Consider the following 17,950-nt stretch of genomic DNA (forward strand, 5'->3'; position numbering starts at 1 on the left):
AACCCATCAGAACTGCCCGTGAGAGCAAAGCTAATCATCGACGGCTCGCTATACAGCGCTCCAAGGTCATTACATTCACAACTTTTCAAGTAGAGCTTTCAGCTTTGCCGCGCCTCTTGAGTAAAGCAGCTCCAGGCTCTCAAGCCCCTCTGTTTCTTCAAATGCCGGCGGCAAGAATCTTTCCATCTGCTCACGATGTAAACCCTGAGCTTTGATCTGATCAATCACGCGCTCGAGGTCACCAAGACACGCGGTGAAGAGCACGACTTGCTCCAAGGCATCTTTCATTAACTCCGCAGAAAATGCACCCTCAGAAAGATCAACAAGCCCCGAAGCAAGCTCGTCATTCAGTGCAACGCTTGGAAGAGTTTTACCAAGGTTCTCTTTGTACGAACCAACTTCAAGCGCTTTTCCCCTCTCATCATAAAGCACGGAGACCTTGATGCCTGGTGCCTTCGCGGAAGGTCTAACGCTAAACCACCCACCTGACTGATCAAAGTAGCATTGCCCAAAAACGAATGGTTCGATCTTGGGGCTCTCAAACAACACCTCGGGCCCAGCCCTAGAAATCTCGTCTCGGAATACTTTGATGTTTTCAAGCGGATTGACAAGGGTAAGGCGAACTTCATCCGGAGCACCAAAACCAATTACTGAGGCAAACAATGAAGTGCGACCAGACAATCCAAGACTGCGATCTTGCATAAAGTCCGCTGAAAGCGCGCTTACAACAGTTTTTATATCTGCTGGTTTGTGTCCGTGAATAATAGCGTTCTTAGGCTCATGTTTAGACCGCTTTGCAATCAGCTTCTTGCATTCAACCTCAAGCCATGAGCCATGAGATGATGCCAGTGCCTCGATGGACTTGAGCTCATCTACCGTCGGCTCAGCAAGGATATCATTGAACCTCCATCCCCGCTCATAGGCGTTAAGCATTTCTTGTTCACTCAAGCGCCTTTGCTTGTCTCCCTGCCAGAGCAGTGCACGCAAGAAGGTCCACCTGCTTCGGTCAACCATTGAACAAACCTGTTCTGCGATGCCACTCAGGGACAGGTTTAGGCTGCAAAAATTGTCTTTCATCGCTGAAAAGTTTTTGAAGAACTTCTGGATCAACCCCGAACTTGAGAAACCCACGTTCCTTTTGGGAGTACATCAACAATTCAATTTCTCCCTTTTTGATCATCTTCAACATTCTCACATATGACAGCCCCTGCTTGTTGTACTTCTGCACAGCTGCCACTAACTGCACCGGAAGAATTGAGCACTTTTTGGCAGTCTCTTCCAATTCATGCAGGAACCCGGCAACAACTTCTTCATCAAAGCGCCAGCAATGGTTGCCATCCAGATCTGGAGAATGGAACGGCCTCAAGAAGCCCGCATCGACCAATGTCTTCAGAGTATGCAAGGAGATCGACAACATGTTGGCTGCAGCACCGATACTTATCAATCTCGACTTCAAGTCCAGATAAGCATCGATACTTTCGTGAGTAAGAAGTCGATTTACCGTGCCCCCTCGACGGAACGTGACGGTTTTCAGATGCCCCTCTTTGATCAACCTATCGAAGTGCTCCCGGCTGACCCGAAGCCATTCGCGCGCGTCAGCAGCACAAACAAGCCATTTGTGTCTCCCAGATCTAGGGGTAATAGTTTTCGGCGACACCACTGGTGCCTCGCCAGCCACCGAGTGCAGATAAGCCTCGAAACCTGCAAAAACGACCGGGATACGGTCCTGATGATCTAGACTAAACTGATACAACTTTTCCAGACTGTATCCAACGCAAGACAGTGCTGAATAGTCCTCAGCGGGAAAGAACAACTTCCCTATGTGAGAGATGAAACCGTTCGGCCAATTGGCGAGCGCATCGGCAGATACTGCCACGTGGCTCACTATCTTATCCACACTCAACTGATGGTAACATCTTCCATCCAGATTAGCGTAACTGAGAAGTGAAGAGCCAAGTATTGCGACTGTCTCTATGATTTCTCGAAAGGAAGCACTCTTTAGTTGGTTCGAAAAACCGTACTGCTCCAAATCAAAATCAGTCCCCACATACTTGTTGGACAAAAGCCTTAGCAAGCCAATATGCGCATTGGATAGGGCAGAATCTGCATTCTCGTTGGGCATTGAACACCTGCAAAAGTCGACAGTTGTTCGATAAAAACGGGAATTCTCACCACAATCTGAACACACCTCTCGTAATCTGCAAAGATGCTTGGGGCAATGCGTCACCAACCTCAGATCCCAAAAACTCGAAAGATATCCATTTTCCCGAGCACATTGAGAGCAAATTGCTTTCGTTGGCCACTCAAGGAAATATCTAGAGATCACCTCGCCATTTGGTATTCCGACCTTTGAGTGGTTTCCCTCGAGGGCGTTCAAAGGAGCCAAAAGGCTAAGTTTTCCGGTACCTTGCCCCAAGATTTCGGCAAGTTTCGGCAGAGCGTTGTTCCACTTTGACGCTTTGATCCTTGAGTAATCGAGACCAGCGAGCTTCAGAATCCACGACGAACGTTCATAGAAATTGATATGAGAAACTCGTATCAGATATCCAATCAAGCTCTCGTCTCGAATAGGCGGCGCAGTAATTGGTACGACTTCAGAAAGGTACATCAGATACCCCTTTCCGTTGCCCCGTTTTCATCTTACCTACCGCTTTGCTCTGCCCCGGTTGCGATGGCCGAATAGCCTTGGTATCGAGTTCAGCAGACGCTTCCTTTAGCTCCGAAAGAGCAGCCAGAAGATGTTGTTCAGTGAGTGCCTGACACCGCGCTAACAACGCGATTTCAACAGCTCGATAGATAACCTTTGTGATGTAACCAATTAGCCCTTTGCACGACCGAGCAAGCCTCAACATGACTTCACTGCTTTTAAGAACTGACTTTGACGGATCAGGCAACGGCAGTTCGTTGTTCAAGAAATGGAACAACATTAGGAGCTCTTTCGCACCATCCTTCGTCGAAGGATCAAATGGGTGCAGCTCAATTCGCCCGCGCCGGCGCGTTTCAAGTTGAGGGTTCACCATAAAGATGTCGTTGACCTCCGGAAGTCCAACAAACAACACTGGCCTACGTAAAATTTCGAGCTGCGTCTTCAACCAATCGGCCGTATCGTAGCGACGAGCTTGACTACCTTTGTTGGTCAAATGCTGAAATTCGTCGAAGATCAGCATGCTAACACTGGCGTGATCTGCAAACCGTGCGATCCGTCGCTCCATAGACTCTCGCGTGCCCATACTCGCGCACGGATCCCCTAATGCATGAAGGATACGGGACGCCAGGTTTTTGATCGTGCAACTTTGCGGAATGATAATGGACAGAACTCGACTACAATCGTGTTCACTATTTGCGACTGTGCAAAAGTTCTCAATGATAGACGATTTTCCAGCTCCGGTTTCTCCGACCAACGTCATTATACCTGGCGCATATGCCCGAGCACCTGATCGGTGAAAGTTTGTTATCCGAGCAGTTGCCTGTTGGAACTGGTTATGATGAATCCTCTGATTTTGAAAAGCTGCCAAACCATCCGCTTGAGCATCGGTCAGGATCATTTCTTTATGCATTATCGCCTCCCGTTCCTCTGGACGGAGACGTTGATTTCCAGTGAGCTTTTTCGATCTCTGCTGCAATCTCATCAGATGAAAAATCAAATTCCTGAACTGGAATATCTTCTCTTTGCTTATCCTCTGATGCATTCTCGAAATTAGTCACCACCTCAGCTATGACTTCTTCTCGAACATATCTGTGAGCCTTGTTTCGCTGCACCTTCCGCTTACTAGTCTTAAGTTGCTGCGCGAGCTCGAAGGTTGTCACACGAGCATTGAGGAGCTTTTCCTCAGAGTGCTTGCGTGCACCGTCCGTCTCCTTGGAAACAACCCTGCTGATCAACTTGTGACGCCAAACCGACAAACCGTCAGCATATGAGGCATATACGCAACTTGCAGGTAAGAAAATTCTGTTCCGCGCATCCTCCACATAAACCATGAGCAGGTTTTCTGGATCATATTTAACGCGAACTTTTGGGTTGCGCCCCAAGTTCATTCTTCCGGTCATCAGCTGACGGTAAAGCAGTTTGATAGCTTCTGATTGGAATTGCAGATTGAACAACCGCACGCCGATACGCGACAACGTACATGTTTCAACGCACGAAGTCAGAACACTTAAATCTTCGAGGTTACTTAGGAGGCGGACGGGATGCTTTTCCGTACCTTTTGTCCACCTGTTAATAGGACAGTCCCTGATCCCTTCGTGATAGGTGTTTGGATACTCATCGACCACAAACTTTGTCACAAGCAACATCAAATCTTGAATGGTAAGCTTGGCGTTCTTTTCGGACTCATAATCGCCACGCTCTTTAGTGTTGGAAAACGTCGTCCCGTCAAGCGTATGGATCAGTTTTGAATTGAGCGTTTCAAAAAACCGCTCGACCTTCCCCTTATAGCGTGGCTTTCGTTTCGGGTTGTATTCAATAGAAATTCCAAGCTGACTTAAGGCATCAAGCAAATTCTGTGAGTGGAACTCCAAACCATTGTCGACAACCAAAACAACGATCATGCCCAAACAAGGCCACTCATGTTCGATGTCAGCTTCTATTTCATTGCCGCTTTGGGCATTGAATTCATCAACAACGCTTTTTATGAACTTGTCCTTAGGACTTATCGCATTTCTCAAGCACCTCATGATTGAGCGATAGGAGGGTGGTTCAGGGCTTATATCAAACCCGACCACCATGCGGCTGTAGCTGTCTAAGGCTAGCGTCACCCAGACGCGCCCCATCACATCACCGTTTGGGTAGACAACCAATAAGTCTACCAAGTGGTGATCTATCTCGACCCTCTCCAAGGCATAACTCGTAATAACTCCCGAACCGACAGGACCAAACTTTTGCTCTGCCACCTGCTGGCCATGATGGGCTACAAGCACCTCATAGGGGTCCAGTTTGCTGAGGTACCTATAAATTGTCCGACGGCTGGGAGCTTTTAACTTCATGCCAACCGACGCAGTCTGATTTTCCCTTTTTATTCGTCGACAGATAGCCCGATAAATCTCCGTTCCGGTACTGTATTCCGGCTTCAAATACCGTTCATGCACAATTTCCCAAACGATACTTTCAAGTCGGTTGTCAAAACGCATCTTGTCCGGGCCCTTGAAGCAATTTCTAGGCAACAAGGCACGAATATCCTTCCCGCCGGAAATCCAGGATTTGTACCAGCGCATTAGGGTCCGTTTGGAGGGAATGTTTTCACAACCGTCTTGATCGCAACGCCGAACTACACAGCTAACTGCCTGATTAAGATTGCTTGCACCTGACGCCCCATCCACCTGCCTGACAAATGCGAGTCTGGCTCGAGCTTCTGTTCGCTCCTGATCACTAAAAGAGTCAAATGAGACCAACTGATGCTGAGCATAATTGGTAAAGTCGCTCAAAATCTCCGCTTCACCGTCAAATACTGCCTGTGCAATCTCTTTAGACGGTATCAGCAGCGGCTCGCCCGTATCCAGACTACTGAGATGAACGTCTTGGTTTTCGGTCAAAGTCACGACCTTATACTGCGCACCTTGAAACGCTAGGCGAGAGCCTTCAGGAAGATGAATTCTTGTCATTTCCTTCCTCCCTCGTCCACGAGTTCGACAGAGGACATCCTCCCGATCTTTTCATCCAGATTGAGCTTAAGTTGTCCCGTTGCGACCAGTGTCAAAGCGTCATCAAGGGTCGCCTCTTCACCCATGATTTCCACCACATCCTGAATCAGGAAACTTCCTGCGCTCTCGGAATAGGACCTGAACCTACTCGCATCGAACTCTGGGGAAGCACTCAAGCGGTGAGGACTAAGGGACCTGACGTTCGAACTTCTTGGTTCCCGCCGAATGTCATCTTCCGTCCAAATCTCGAACTGATAGCCTTTTTCGGCTAATACCGTTTCGATAACCGGAAACCGTTTCAAATTCTCCGGCTTCCCAAGATCGCGCTTGGGCTTGACCTCAATCACTGTCCGACCGAAGTCACCAGTGATCAAGATGTCCGGAAAATACACTCTCTCCCGACCATCAAACTGGTAGTTCAATTTGAATGGCTGCACCGCAATATCATCAACTTCGGGAATGAGATCGAGAATGATGAGGGCATCTCTCTCAAGCTGAGATTCCCAGGGAAGTAGACGTTTGACCTTACGGCTGTAGTAAAGACCGTGCACTCGCCCTTTGCTGCGGCTTACAACTTGGCGTACCGGTTTCATAATAAGTTTCTCCTTCGCATGATGCAGGCAAAGCTCACCCGTGGCGTGCTGACACGCAGTGCTTGCCTTGGATTTGGCAACGTGCTAAAGGAGGAGGTGCAAACTAGCTCGCTTTAGCGACGTAATTGACCGGTTCAGTTCTCTGGATCGGTTTTTTGCGTTTTGGGGCCTCCCTTTACGGATTTATTTCGAGCTTCATAATCCTGCCACAGGCATTTTTGTCAACTTGCCCTCAAAGCAGAAAACATACCAATGGTTGCATAGTATTTTTTGTAAATACTGCCGATTCTGCATTACCCATCCACGTCGATTCTGTATTTTCCAAATCCGTTTTACAGAATTCTCCTTAGTACAGACTCATTTTTTTGTATTAAAATTAGGATTATATCAGTTCTCTGGAAGTCCTCTAACAATGGTACGCCCTTCAACAAACAACTGACAATTTTATGTATTTCCGAAATACAAATCCAAATTCTGTATCCATTTTCATAACAAATAATTCAACCTTAAATTTAATTTCGATTTGAAATGAAGTGGTCAAAGTAGCCTGTTGCAGGCTAAGCCAGCCTGGAAAAAACCTGATGCCGATTGAGTAACTTATAAGACTCGGGGCTGTTTTCTTAATTTATGCTCGGGCTGGGGCAACATATGGCCGACCAGGTCAAACTCCAGGCGCGAATTCCTGGTCGGCGTGAACAACAAACCAGCTAATTGCTGTTTCGATGATGCTCTAGACATAGGTAAGAAGAAGCTGCCGCCGTAGTGCGAAATCGTTGTCAACTTCTTGGCACAAATGACAGCTTTTGTGGCACGAATGACAACTTTTGTGGCACGTGACATGGTGAGATTACGGCAATCGTTTCGGGAGTGATTTTGTCCGTTAATTGAGGTTTCCGGACAAAAGGTTGTAGTTAAAGCTTTTGGATAATCTCCAGGAATTCTGATTCTGGATATTGGGAAACATGAATGAAATTCGCGCCGTGAGATTCCACGTAGTCATGTATCTCGTCGCTCGCATGTCCCCGATATTGGGGGGGATCACTGGCATTTGCGACGAAGTTATACGCACTTGTCGCGCAAACCAAATCTCGATGAAAGTCTAGGCGTGAGCCGTGATGGGATAAAACCAAAGTGGAAATATTCTGAAGATATCGGTGATAATAATGCATCCACTTGGTTCGATATGCTTCGTTTCTGAAAGGTGCGTCACCAGTAGCTAACCACCCCACAGGGCACGCATCCAGATTAGAATGTGGCCAGTGAGTGAGTAGGAAGGTTTGAAACTTTGGAGTTGCAGGATTGAACGGTGACATTGGTCCAGAATACAGGGACATTGACACATGGTTGTGGGTGCTTCTTGCTCTGCTCGGCTTAAATCGACCATAAGCTCTTTTGAGCCTCATGCGTTGACGGCGATCTTTCAGGCTAGTGGCAAGGTCTTCGGAACGTATGCGCCTCTTTGTCGTTTTGCTGCCAAAAAGAATCGCTCGAACCTCACGCTGAAAGTCTGCCAGTTTGACAGAAGGTTCACTTGAGACGTAGGGAATCAATACCCAGTCAATGGAAGAACTTGGATGTGAAATTCCAAGACAGGAACCTGGTGCGAGATCGGAGAGCTCCGCTTGGGCAGATTTTTGTTTTCGTACTTGTTTCAGCTTGTTTTTATCGACTTTTAAGCTGAAGCCTAGTTCATCTCTCTCCCCAGCGTCACGCGGCGGTTCTTCAGGTGCTCGCATATCATCATCGCTGTTGCCTCTGGCACGAATTACGCGGCCAACTCCACGTTTGCCAAACCAAACATCTGGTTCAAGGCATGCCTCAATGTGATTTAGGTTGGTACCAGTTTCAGCCTCAATACGAAAAATATCAGCGAGGTTTACTTGCTGATCAATATAGGGAATTAAGACGGTATCGACACTTATATGTGTCAGTAATTGATCCAGTCCCTGCACATGATCATTATCCAAGTGCGAGAGGACAAGAAGATCAATTTTTTCGTAATTATTTACATACCAATCTATAGATTGCTGGAGAGCGTCATTCTGTGTTGCTCCGCAATCATACACGATGGTGAACTTTTCCGTTCTTGAACTGCGGATTCTGATTTCAGAAGTATGAAAACCGCCCTGACCAACAGGGTGTTGGCATCGGATAACCTGAGTTGGCAATTGTGCCTCCCACTAAAAATATACAGAAGAAATTACACTCCGGTGTAAGAGGTTTATTTCAACTTTAGGCGCTGGCTGTCACGTAGCGCTTATGTCTGGGATGATCAGAAAGGAATCTCATCATCCAAGTCATCAACAATTGCTTTTTGTCCTGTTGCGGACTGTGGTCCCTCATTTGGAGTTTCGATTGCAGGCAATTGGGGCACTGGATTCTGGGCCCGGAAAGAATCGAGGAAGGGTTGACGGTCATTCAGTCGAACAAGAACGGGATTTTCACAAGACGAAGCTTTGCCAAAAATCACGGCATGACGGGCTTCAAGACTAGGTAATATACCGGCATAATCACGGCCGATATAGTTGGAGAGAAACTCCTTGCCGGTATCGTCAAATGTGCGCATCGCGAAGATTGTGTTGCATTGATTGAGAATGGTTTTGGTTACGTTGGCGGTACGCTGGGTGATGAGCAGACATCCAAGGCCGTATTTTCGTCCCTGCAGAATTGCGCGAGCACTTCGCGCCGTTGCCGCCTTGTCACCCTCAGCTACGACCGAATTCCATTCCGGGACAAGCGAGTGTGCTTCCTCGTAAACCAGACAAAGCCGACCTTGGTCAGCCATTCCCAGTTCCTGGCACACTTCAAGAGCGGCATCCGAAAAAATCGCGGTAATTTCAGTTGGTGTCAGCGTGGCCCAGTTTGCATCGCCCTGATACATGCGGCCAGCTTGCCGAGTAACTTCAAATTGTGCCGGATTGAGAACACGTAAACTCCTTGGGTTTTCCGGCAGAAGGAATTCGCGTAGTTGCTCTGTAACCTTTGCTCGAAATGCGGGATGGCTTCCGCCTTGCTCTTGATTCTGGTGAGCTACGCCGCCGCGCCCTGCGTTCATCAGTTCTTGATGTTGCTGACCTTCGTAGGTCGCATCAATAAATTCCGACAGCAATGTCGCATATTGGTTGGTCAAGTCTAAGCAAATGACCTTGATGCCGTCGGCAATCATGCGCTCGACCAGTTCGATCGATAGATAGCTCTTGCCGATGCCGAGGATACCGAGAATGGCAGTGTTGTGGGTGACGGCTTCGGAGATGTTTACGCCAACGCCAAAATTGGTGTCGGGAAAATGTCCGACCACGTTTGGAGAGATGTTTTGGTCCGTGGTTTCCAGCAGAAAGACCGGCGCATTGATCCGTGGCAGCCATTTTACCGGTATGAATTTGCCGGCATCACTATCCCATCGACCAATCTTGCGGGCCTTGGCACGGGCATAGCCATAAGTGTTTTTCTGCTGAACAATGTCTTCGCGCGTCAAACCGTCAATGATCTGAAAAATGACGCTATGGTTGCCAATTTTTGACTCAACCAGTCGCCCTTCGGCAAGATCAGTGTCTTCGATGACTTCAAACAGAAGGTACTCGAGATTGGCATCGCTTACGACGATGCCGCAAAGTCGTTCAATCTGTGCGATTTCATCGATGTCAGCTAGCGCGTCAGGTGCAGCAGAAACAGCAAGTGCTGTGCCTGAAGTGTGGTTTTTCGTCAGATTTTTCAGGTTGTTTTGGAGGCCTTTGGGCAGTTCTACCGTCAGAGATCTAAGCAAAATTCCTTCGTCACGCCCGACATAGTTCAAGGCAACGCCCAGCATCCAGGGTCCATTATTGTCGGCGATAATCATGGGTGTGCCACGAGAAACTCTGGTGTCTCCGCTTTGACGTATCAGAACGATGTTGGGGGACTGATAGGCTGCAATTTCGCCAACAACATCATTGGTTGTCAGAACGTGCCATTGCTGAGCAGTCCAATCACAAAAATCCAAAACCGACTCAACCGGCCTCAGCACCACGATCACCGCCCAGGCAGTCAGAATGATTGGTGCTTCATAAGGTTGCGAACGGTGGAAAATCCAGACGCAGATCAGAATGACAATCGTGAAGAGGACAACCGGGCTTCCCAAACTGCGCACAGCGTTGTCGAGCATCCGCACCCAGGGGCGGTTTTCTGATCCGCTGGAAGGTCTGAGGAGCAGCACTCCTACAGAGGTGATAAAAATGACAACGCATAGCGCGATAGTCGATGTTAGTAGCGTTGCATCAAGGCTGTCCTGTTCAACGACAAGAGATCCCGCAAATAAAGCTGCTCCTGCCATAAAAGCATTGGTTGCTGCATCGGCAGGTGGTGTGAAGTGCGGATTGAGCAGACGGCTGCCAAATAGCAGACTGGCAAAGCCGCTATAGAGCCAAATGGCATTCTGATTGGGGGTAAAGCCGGTTGAAATAAACAGATGCTGTAAATATGCGAGAAACGCGCCGTATAGAATAAGGCTGAAGACCCGATTTCGTGTTTTGCGCCGAGTTGCTTCTGCCATTCTCTAAATCCCCCAAAACTGTTGAATATTAGACGGCCATAAGAACTTGGGCGTCAAGATTATCCAGAGAGCTTAGGATGATTTCGCGTTTGCATAGGTATCCTGCTCGCAAGAGCAGTAATCAGGTACTTATTGAAGTCCGAGACCTGACCATAGCTCTGTCTGTGTCGATCACAAAAGCTGCTGTGGTGATCATCTCTTGGTGGTCGTACCCTGCGATCTTTGGGCGAACTTCAAAGAAGGATCCAATGCGAACATGGTGTTGGTTTCGGCTCGCAGTGGCTATTTTGGCGTATCAACATGCCATGTAAGCGTCAAACTCATCCATTGTGGTAATGATTTTCGCCACTCGGCCGTCAACCGTTACAATATGCATCTGCATGCCATCGTTTTCGATGCTGGCACAGGCTGCCTCCCTAATTTGCCACAACTCTGCCTCAGCAACACGAACCGCATCCCGCGCTTCATACATCTTTTGCTTGGCGTCCGTGATGATGTCCCAAGAAACCTCCAGGTTTTGGGGGCTGGGTATGTATTCTTCGTTTTCTTCTTGCATGTAAAGCTCCATGTTTGGTTCTTGATATATCGGTAATCATCAGGACAAATTTTATCCCGATATGGTTCCATATCTTGCAAGATCCTTGTTTGCACAAGGGATATCCAGAAAAAATCTAGGATGAATGGGAACGAAGTCCAAAGGCGTGCAATAAAAAGAATGGCGCCCAGCTTGTAGCGGACGCCATTCTCAAGTTTGTCTCGGAGCGTAAGGATGGATCATTTGATCCGGTGAGTCATTATCTACGCATTTCACCAGAGCATATTAGACCCTAATCGAAGGTCCGGCCCAAAGAAGCCCGTTTAATGCCATCACGCAACCTGAGGGATAGGTTCTTCACGTTTTAGATCATCAGGGTCGAGTTTGTTTTCTTGGTCTGTACGTTTGCTGTCAAAAGCATACAAACTCGTGATCTTCTGTCCGTTCCATGAAAACCGATAATGCTCCATCTGTGTCGCCCGATCAGCAACAGCATCCCTCTGTAGCACGACCAACCTTGTGCCTGTTGGTCGTTCCGGCGAGTGGAACAGAACCCCATGAACATTTGCCTCTTCGCTCTTTTCCATATCTCGCAATCGTTGAAGGATACTTGCGCCAATATTGCGACGTTCTGATCTAGCCAGATTGAGTGACAGCATGCGGGCATCCAGAAAGCGCCCGATCACAGGTCTTCCCAGCATCCGCATGTCTAGGCCAATCGGCTTCTCCGACGTGCGTCCAAGAAAAATTTCCCGCTTCTTGACGGAAACTGCAAGGGCAGTCTGCCTGTCGGTGGAAAGTTCCAAGCACCTGATCGATTTATCAAATAGCCAGGTTCCTTCTGGATTTGGATAAGCGAATGGTGCGTGGTTCCAGTTCTGGAGTTTGGGAGACGTCTCGTCGAGTGAATGGCCGCTGAGCGAAATCAGCTTCTCCCGTTCCTTGAGCCTCGGGTTGGTCATGCTTTCGAGCTTTACGAATTGCTCGTCATTGCCGTTGGCAATCCGCCCGTAAATTGGAACGGGCGGAAAACGGGAAGGAATCAGGAGATAACCGGTTTCGTTGATGTCTCGAACGGGGAACTCATCCACCTCGCTGCGCATCTACATACTCTCTTACTTTGTAGATATCGATGACTTGACCACCAAGCATTACTTCAAGCGCAGTGTTGCCATCGAAAAATTCATTCTCGGTTTTAATCCACTTGTCGGCAGCCTGCGGGTCCGGCAGCAGAATTTCGAGCGCTTTATAGATGCTCAGCAAGTGAGATATGCGTTCCGTGGTGTCGTTTGGCAGATTGCCTCCTTCTTTCTTCCACTTGAAAAACGTTGATCTGGCTGGCGAACCCAGAAGTTTGATCTGTTCGTCTGTGGAGAGCTCCCAAGTTTCGGCCAGGCTGGAAAAGGCGTCGATTGCAGACGACCGATCAACACTCCCTGCATCCGTTTCGCGCACAGGGTTAGAGCGTGTCATGCATAGGCTCCTAAAAATAGTTTATATTTGGACTTGCGAATCCATTTAGTCCAGATCTATACTGGTCTATATCGAGACGCTTTCATGATTCTAGTCCATGAAAGGTAAATTGCAAGTAAATCCGCCGATTCAGGAATGACGCGAAGGAGTTTGATTATGAGTGCTGTTGTTGAAGATGTCCGCGTAGGGTCCGATAAAGGGCGTAAACCCAAAGATAAAGGGTCCTACGAAATCCTTGTTGGCGATGCTGACCTCAATTTTAGGCAGTTCGTTCTCGATGATCCGATTCCGACGGGTCGTCAGGTCATCGAGGCCACCGGTATGCGTAAAGCCGAAGAACGGTTGGTATTTCAGGTTCTGAAGAATGGTGAGCTTGAAGAGCTTCGACTTGAAGAGACCGTCGATCTTCGTGAGGCTGGGGTTGAGCGGTTTCTCATCTTCACCAGCGCTGAGTCTTTTCGAATTGATCTTGATGGCAAACGCCTTGAATGGGGGCAGGCCGTCGTGAGTGGTCGTGTGCTCAAGCGTCTCGCGGGTGTAGATCCTGCCAAATACTCTGTGTGGCAGGAAATTCGGGGCGCAGAGGATCGTTTGATTGCAGACAATGATCTCGTACGCCTAGATCACGCGGGACTGGAACGTTTCTTCACCGGTGTTTCAGATACCACGGAAGGATCAAACTGATGTCCTTCTTGCCTTCGAAAGATCGTCGTTATCTTGCGGACCGTGACGTTTCCTTCCACGAAGTTGTGGAAGGAAACAAGAAAGGAGTGGTTCTTGAAAACTTCTTGCTGCCGGCAGGGAAATACCAAACAGCAAGTGCTGATATCCTGATCATGTTACCGCCAGCCTATCCGGATGCTCCTCCTGATATGTTCTACGCATTTCCGCATCTGCAATTAGTTGCGAGCCACCGGCAACCTAATTGCACAAATGTTCGCATTAACTTTGATCGGAAAAGCTGGCAACGCTGGTCGCGACACAATGACCAGTGGCGACCTGGGGTCGATGGGCTTTGGACAATGGTAAAGCGCATTGAACAAGCGCTGGAGGTGGCAGCGTGACAAATTGTGACCTGATCTTTCAGCAAGTTCACCGAGAACAGCTCTGCCAGCTGTTGGCCAGTAGGAAAGGTGAAGAACGGGCTGCATATATGCTGTTTGGTATCAGCGATATTGCTAAAGACCCATGGCAACTGACCCGCCGGGTTCGCTATACCTCATATGAAGTCATCCCAATTCCAGAAGAGGACTATGTTTCCGCAAGTCGGAGGCATGTCACTTGGAAGACCAACTCCTTTGTAAAGCTTTGTCAGCGTGCAAAACAGGACGGTTTGGTCGTGGCTATTGCTCACAACCATCCAGCCTGCACAGACGCATTCTCAGACCAAGATGATCAAAATGAACGTGATCTCTATCAGTTGATGGTCAATCGTAACGGCGGTGAACATCCGTTGGTTAGCGTGCTGCAGGTTGGCAAAGATACGATCCGGGCCCGAGTGTGGAACGGTCCTAGCGTGCCTGACGACTGTCAACGGATCAGTTTCATTGGTTCCGGTATTGAAGTCTCGACGATACAACGAGATCGGCCGAAAGCGTTTCTTGATCGTCAGGCGTTGGCATTTGGTGAAGATGTCAACGCTGCGCTCAGGGATTTAAGAGTGGGTGTAGTCGGATGTGGCGGGACAGGCAGTCCTGTTGTTCATCTTCTGGCCCGTCTTGGGGTGGGTCGGATCGTGGTTCTCGATGACGATATCGTAGAGACGACCAACCTCAACAGGTTACAAGGTGCAACCATTGATGACGCCAACGAAAAGACGCCAAAAGTTGATGTGATGGTGCGCGAAGTTAACCGAATGGGATTGGGCGTTCAGGTCGCTTCAATCAGGGGTTGGGTGAATACGCCTGAGGCGCGTGACGCACTAAAATCTTGTGACGTCATATTTGGATGTACTGATGATCATTCAGGGCGCTTGTTTTTGAACCGCTTTGCCCTGTTCTATCTGATTCCGGTCATCGATACTGGACTGGTCTTAATGCCAAATGAGTCGGGAGCGCCTGGGTTACAAGAAATGGCGGCTAGGGTTTCTGTTTTGGCGCCCAGTGCACCGTGTCTTGTGTGTCGTAAGACAGTGAATGTCACACGTGCACGGGAAGAAGATCTTCGTCGACATTCTCCGGAAGAATACGAGGCCTTAAAGAACGAAGCCTATGTTCGGGGAAGTGGCAATCCGGCGCCTGCGGTTGTGACTTTTACGACCGAAGCCGCAACGATGGCAGTGAACGAATTATTGCAAGGCTTGGTGGACTTTCGCGCAGAGGGTCGGTGGGCGTGGCAAAGATATCGTCGACTTGACCGAGCAACAGAACGGGTACAAGGAGCAAAGGCGATACCTGGTTGTGGCATATGTGCGGATCCGACAATTTGGGGTCGTGCAGATATTGAACCTTTTCTTGATCGGACCGGATGATGGGAATCTTAATCAATCTAGTACGCAAGTTTCTGGAGGCCTTCCACTTTGTTACTTGCAGTGATGTGACAGTACGCTTTGTTTCGCGTCACCCGAACCCGGAACAGATAAGATCCGGTGAGATGTTGATTGTCCGAGACAAGATCGACAAATGGTTGTGCTTCCATTGCCCGGATGGATGTGGAGAAATAATCAAATTGCCACTCAATCCGAGACAGCGACCACGGTGGGGAGTTTCAAGCGATTGGCTGAGACGACCAACAGTCAATCCGTCTGTGCGGCAGACGTCAGGGTGCAAAAGTCATTTTTGGGTCCGGAAAGGAAAAATCGATTGGTGCGGAGATAGTGGAAATAGCGCCTGAGCTGAGATCTAGAAGTTGAATTTAGTTTACCAGAATCAGAAAATTTAACTTGAATCTCGAAAGGATATTGCGTGGACGTTTACGAAAATATTGTTATTGGAGGTTTCATTTATACACTCGGGTTTTGTGCAGGTCGAAGAGCCCTACCTCCACCAACGAATATTAATTTGTTGCAGCAAACTCCGATGGACCAATCATTGGCAGATGTTCTGATCGGTATGCCAAACGTTTACCATCTGATTGAATTCAAACGTAGGGCCAGTAGAAGTCAGAAGGAAACGGACAAACGCCGTTTCCTCGAACGATATCTGAGCGTCCATGATCGGCGTTTCTGTAACATCTCGCGGGCAACCCATCTTTATATCGAAAACGATCTGCGCAGTGGCAGCCTTGAAGTATTCTGTGCGCCATACCTTGACTTTGTAACAGGCCTCAAAAAAACCACCTTGGATTTGATCGCAAATACGATTTTGGACGGGGTGCAAGTGACGGACTTGCGAATTTCAGGCAAGGAGTGTTGCGATTATCTTGAGCTTGTTCAGCAGGCATACAAGGGAATGTACAAAGCTAGTGGTTCGGCTGGGGATAGCGGCGGTTTTATAATTGTTGGCGGTGCGTCAACCGGTGAGATTCAGTTTCAGGCGTTACCTGACATTCGACAATTTGCAATGACAGGTCGTGAGCTTCAGCGATTACATCAAGACCAACGTCGCGATCTGGATCAAAAGATTGATACCAGCAAAACTCGCTCACGAGTGAATGAACGGGAGCGATCGCAAGATAGAACAATTTCGCGCGGCTTAAGTATGTAGGGGTTAGCAGATGAATGAATTCTCAAAGAGCTCAACTGAGTTCGAAGAAGCGTTGCGGGTTTTTTACGGCTTGATGGAGAAGGCTGAAAATGACCGGGAAATCTCTTTGAAAGCGGCAAATGACTTGCGGAAAGCGGTTGAGCGGTTTGAAGAAACAACCCGAACCAGTTTAGCTATTGCAGCACTAGAGCGCGCGATGAAACCTATCGCCCGTGACATTGGGACAAGTGTGAAATCCGATATCTCGGCAATGTATAAAGAAGCGGAAAAAGCTAAGGAATGTGCAGAAGCTGTCACTACCAACATGACTCAAAAAGCGCGAAAAGTCCTATGGCCGATCCTTGGCGTTCAGGCGATGCTGATTGTGCTAATCTTGACTCTGATTACGGTAGGATATTTTTATTTTAGTCCGCTCTTCGGTTTGGAAGCCAAGCGGGCGGAATATGCACAACTGGCGCAGAATGTTGAGTTACTGGAGTTAGTTGAGAACAGCAGCGTTCGGCCATGTAGCACGAAGGAAGGTCAGCGCTTTCTCTGCACAAAAATATACAGGAATGGTAGTGCCGACAATCAAGTGTATTATGTTCAGCCTTACTAAAGTTCCCAGCAGCAAAGTTGCTTTGTTAAACCGGTCACACCAACGTTCAGCAATGGCCTGATCTGGTACGAGGGCTATGTATGTGCACCATTTAATCGCGCGACAAATTTTCCAAGGATGGTCAGTGCGGGCCCACCGAGTTTTCGTTCAATCAAATTCAACTGCGCCAGCTCTTTGAGAATATTCTCGGGAACTCGCTTTTTCATCAGCCCTGAAGCCAATCCGACAATGGCCATCTTCTTGTTCTTCAGAAAGTTTGGCGTTCACTCTTGCGGCCTCTCGCGCGAAGTGTGCAATGGCGCGACGGCGTCGCTCTTCATTGTTCATGTCTACCTCGTGTTTCCTAGAGTGTGAGACCTGTCGCTTTTGATATCTCCTGTTTCAGATAACCAATGGCGATGGTCGAGAGAATCTCCAAGGTCACATATCCACCGGCCTCGGCCACTTTGCTTCTGGTCTTGGACCAGATCGTCTCATTGCGAAGTGCTTGTGTGAAGTCATGCCCTGCCGAAGTCAGGCGATAGGCGTTGTCATTGACCCGTGCAAGAAAGCCGCAATCACAAAGTAATTCCAGGTGATGGTTTTGCTTCTTGAGCTCTGCCGAAGCGCTGAGTGGTCGGCGTGTAATAAAAACAATATCTGGACTGTCCTCTATCTCCATTAGGAGATCACGCAAGTAGCTGTCATCCCGATGCATGGAATCCCTCCTGCCAACGAACAAATTGAGCACCATCCTGGACGCAATACGCGCATGCGACGACGTTACATTACGAGAATCTTATACCCTTTTTGCTGCCCATCCATAACATACGACATGACTCAAAATGCCGCAGGTATTTCCCGACTAATGAGTCTCATCCACGAAAAAGGGAATCTCAAATTAAAAAACGAGTCTCAAAGATGAAAACGGGAGTCTCATTGAAAAAAATGGAGTGGATACCA

At 48.4% G+C, this 17,950-nt stretch carries 17 protein-coding genes; 5 read left to right on the forward strand and 12 right to left on the reverse strand.

Annotated features, from left to right (window positions below):
- Positions 1-75: 75 nt before the first annotated feature.
- From BC440_RS13170 to BC440_RS13215, 10 genes are all read right to left on the reverse strand, one after another.
- Complete coding sequence (locus BC440_RS13170; protein WP_139192121.1) at positions 76-987, reverse strand: hypothetical protein; 912 nt, start codon at positions 985-987, stop codon at positions 76-78.
- Positions 988-1,006: 19 nt separating this feature from the next.
- A complete protein-coding gene (locus BC440_RS13175; RefSeq protein WP_071240265.1) occupies positions 1,007-2,122 on the reverse strand; it encodes a hypothetical protein in 1,116 nt (371 codons plus the stop codon).
- Between the two features lie 472 nt (positions 2,123-2,594).
- Complete coding sequence (locus tag BC440_RS13180) at positions 2,595-3,557, reverse strand: TniB family NTP-binding protein (protein WP_071240266.1); 963 nt, start codon at positions 3,555-3,557, stop codon at positions 2,595-2,597.
- Entirely contained in the window at positions 3,550-5,598 is a 2,049-nt protein-coding gene (locus BC440_RS13185) for a Mu transposase C-terminal domain-containing protein (RefSeq protein ID WP_071240267.1), read from the reverse strand. Before BC440_RS13185 ends, BC440_RS13180 begins: the two co-directional genes overlap by 8 nt.
- Positions 5,595-6,230 (reverse strand): TnsA endonuclease N-terminal domain-containing protein, encoded by a 636-nt coding sequence (locus BC440_RS13190; RefSeq protein WP_071240268.1) that lies wholly within the window; start codon positions 6,228-6,230, stop codon positions 5,595-5,597. The genes BC440_RS13185 and BC440_RS13190 overlap by 4 nt, the downstream gene beginning before the upstream one ends.
- Before the next feature lie 911 nt (positions 6,231-7,141).
- Entirely contained in the window at positions 7,142-8,398 is a 1,257-nt protein-coding gene (locus tag BC440_RS13195; RefSeq protein WP_139192122.1) for an MBL fold metallo-hydrolase, read from the reverse strand.
- Between the two features lie 104 nt (positions 8,399-8,502).
- Entirely contained in the window at positions 8,503-10,758 is a 2,256-nt protein-coding gene (locus BC440_RS13200; RefSeq protein ID WP_083379367.1) for a DUF87 domain-containing protein, read from the reverse strand.
- Positions 10,759-11,053: 295 nt separating this feature from the next.
- Positions 11,054-11,326 carry a hypothetical protein gene (locus BC440_RS13205; protein WP_071240271.1) on the reverse strand — a complete coding sequence of 91 codons (273 nt, stop codon included), beginning with the start codon at positions 11,324-11,326 and terminating at the stop codon, positions 11,054-11,056.
- Between the two features lie 299 nt (positions 11,327-11,625).
- Positions 11,626-12,396, reverse strand: coding sequence for an RES family NAD+ phosphorylase (locus BC440_RS13210; RefSeq protein WP_071240272.1), 771 nt, complete (start codon positions 12,394-12,396; stop codon positions 11,626-11,628).
- Positions 12,377-12,766: an antitoxin Xre/MbcA/ParS toxin-binding domain-containing protein gene (locus tag BC440_RS13215; RefSeq protein WP_071240273.1), complete on the reverse strand. Its 390-nt coding sequence runs from the start codon at positions 12,764-12,766 to the stop codon at positions 12,377-12,379. Before BC440_RS13215 ends, BC440_RS13210 begins: the two co-directional genes overlap by 20 nt.
- A gap of 156 nt (positions 12,767-12,922) precedes the next feature.
- On the opposite strand from BC440_RS13215, the gene BC440_RS13220 reads away from it, so the two are divergent.
- The 5 genes from BC440_RS13220 to BC440_RS13240 all read left to right on the forward strand — a co-directional run bounded on the left by BC440_RS13220 (position 12,923) and on the right by BC440_RS13240 (position 17,008).
- Positions 12,923-13,450: a multiubiquitin domain-containing protein gene (locus BC440_RS13220; protein ID WP_083379368.1), complete on the forward strand. Its 528-nt coding sequence runs from the start codon at positions 12,923-12,925 to the stop codon at positions 13,448-13,450.
- Positions 13,450-13,830, forward strand: a complete 381-nt coding sequence (locus BC440_RS13225) for an E2/UBC family protein (RefSeq protein ID WP_071240274.1) — start codon at positions 13,450-13,452, stop codon at positions 13,828-13,830. The genes BC440_RS13220 and BC440_RS13225 overlap by 1 nt, the downstream gene beginning before the upstream one ends.
- The gene (locus BC440_RS13230; protein WP_071240275.1) at positions 13,827-15,236 is read left to right on the forward strand and encodes a ThiF family adenylyltransferase; all 1,410 of its coding nucleotides are present in this window, start codon (positions 13,827-13,829) and stop codon (positions 15,234-15,236) included. The genes BC440_RS13225 and BC440_RS13230 overlap by 4 nt, the downstream gene beginning before the upstream one ends.
- A 433-nt stretch (positions 15,237-15,669) precedes the next feature.
- Positions 15,670-16,410, forward strand: a complete 741-nt coding sequence (locus BC440_RS13235; RefSeq protein WP_139192124.1) for a hypothetical protein — start codon at positions 15,670-15,672, stop codon at positions 16,408-16,410.
- A 10-nt stretch (positions 16,411-16,420) separates the two neighbouring features.
- The gene (locus BC440_RS13240) at positions 16,421-17,008 is read left to right on the forward strand and encodes a hypothetical protein (protein ID WP_071240277.1); all 588 of its coding nucleotides are present in this window, start codon (positions 16,421-16,423) and stop codon (positions 17,006-17,008) included.
- Positions 17,009-17,155: 147 nt separating this feature from the next.
- Here the strand turns inward: BC440_RS13240 and BC440_RS22960 are convergent, their stop codons facing one another.
- Complete coding sequence (locus BC440_RS22960; RefSeq protein ID WP_139192125.1) at positions 17,156-17,335, reverse strand: hypothetical protein; 180 nt, start codon at positions 17,333-17,335, stop codon at positions 17,156-17,158.
- Positions 17,336-17,351: 16 nt separating this feature from the next.
- On the reverse strand, positions 17,352-17,705 hold the full coding sequence (locus BC440_RS13245) for a DUF2513 domain-containing protein (RefSeq protein ID WP_071240278.1): 354 nt from the start codon (positions 17,703-17,705) through the stop codon (positions 17,352-17,354).
- Positions 17,706-17,950 lie beyond the last annotated feature (245 nt).

The sequence above is a fragment of the Thalassospira sp. MIT1004 genome (genome assembly GCF_001858545.1).
GTDB classification, from domain to species: Bacteria; Pseudomonadota; Alphaproteobacteria; order Rhodospirillales; family Thalassospiraceae; genus Thalassospira; species Thalassospira xiamenensis.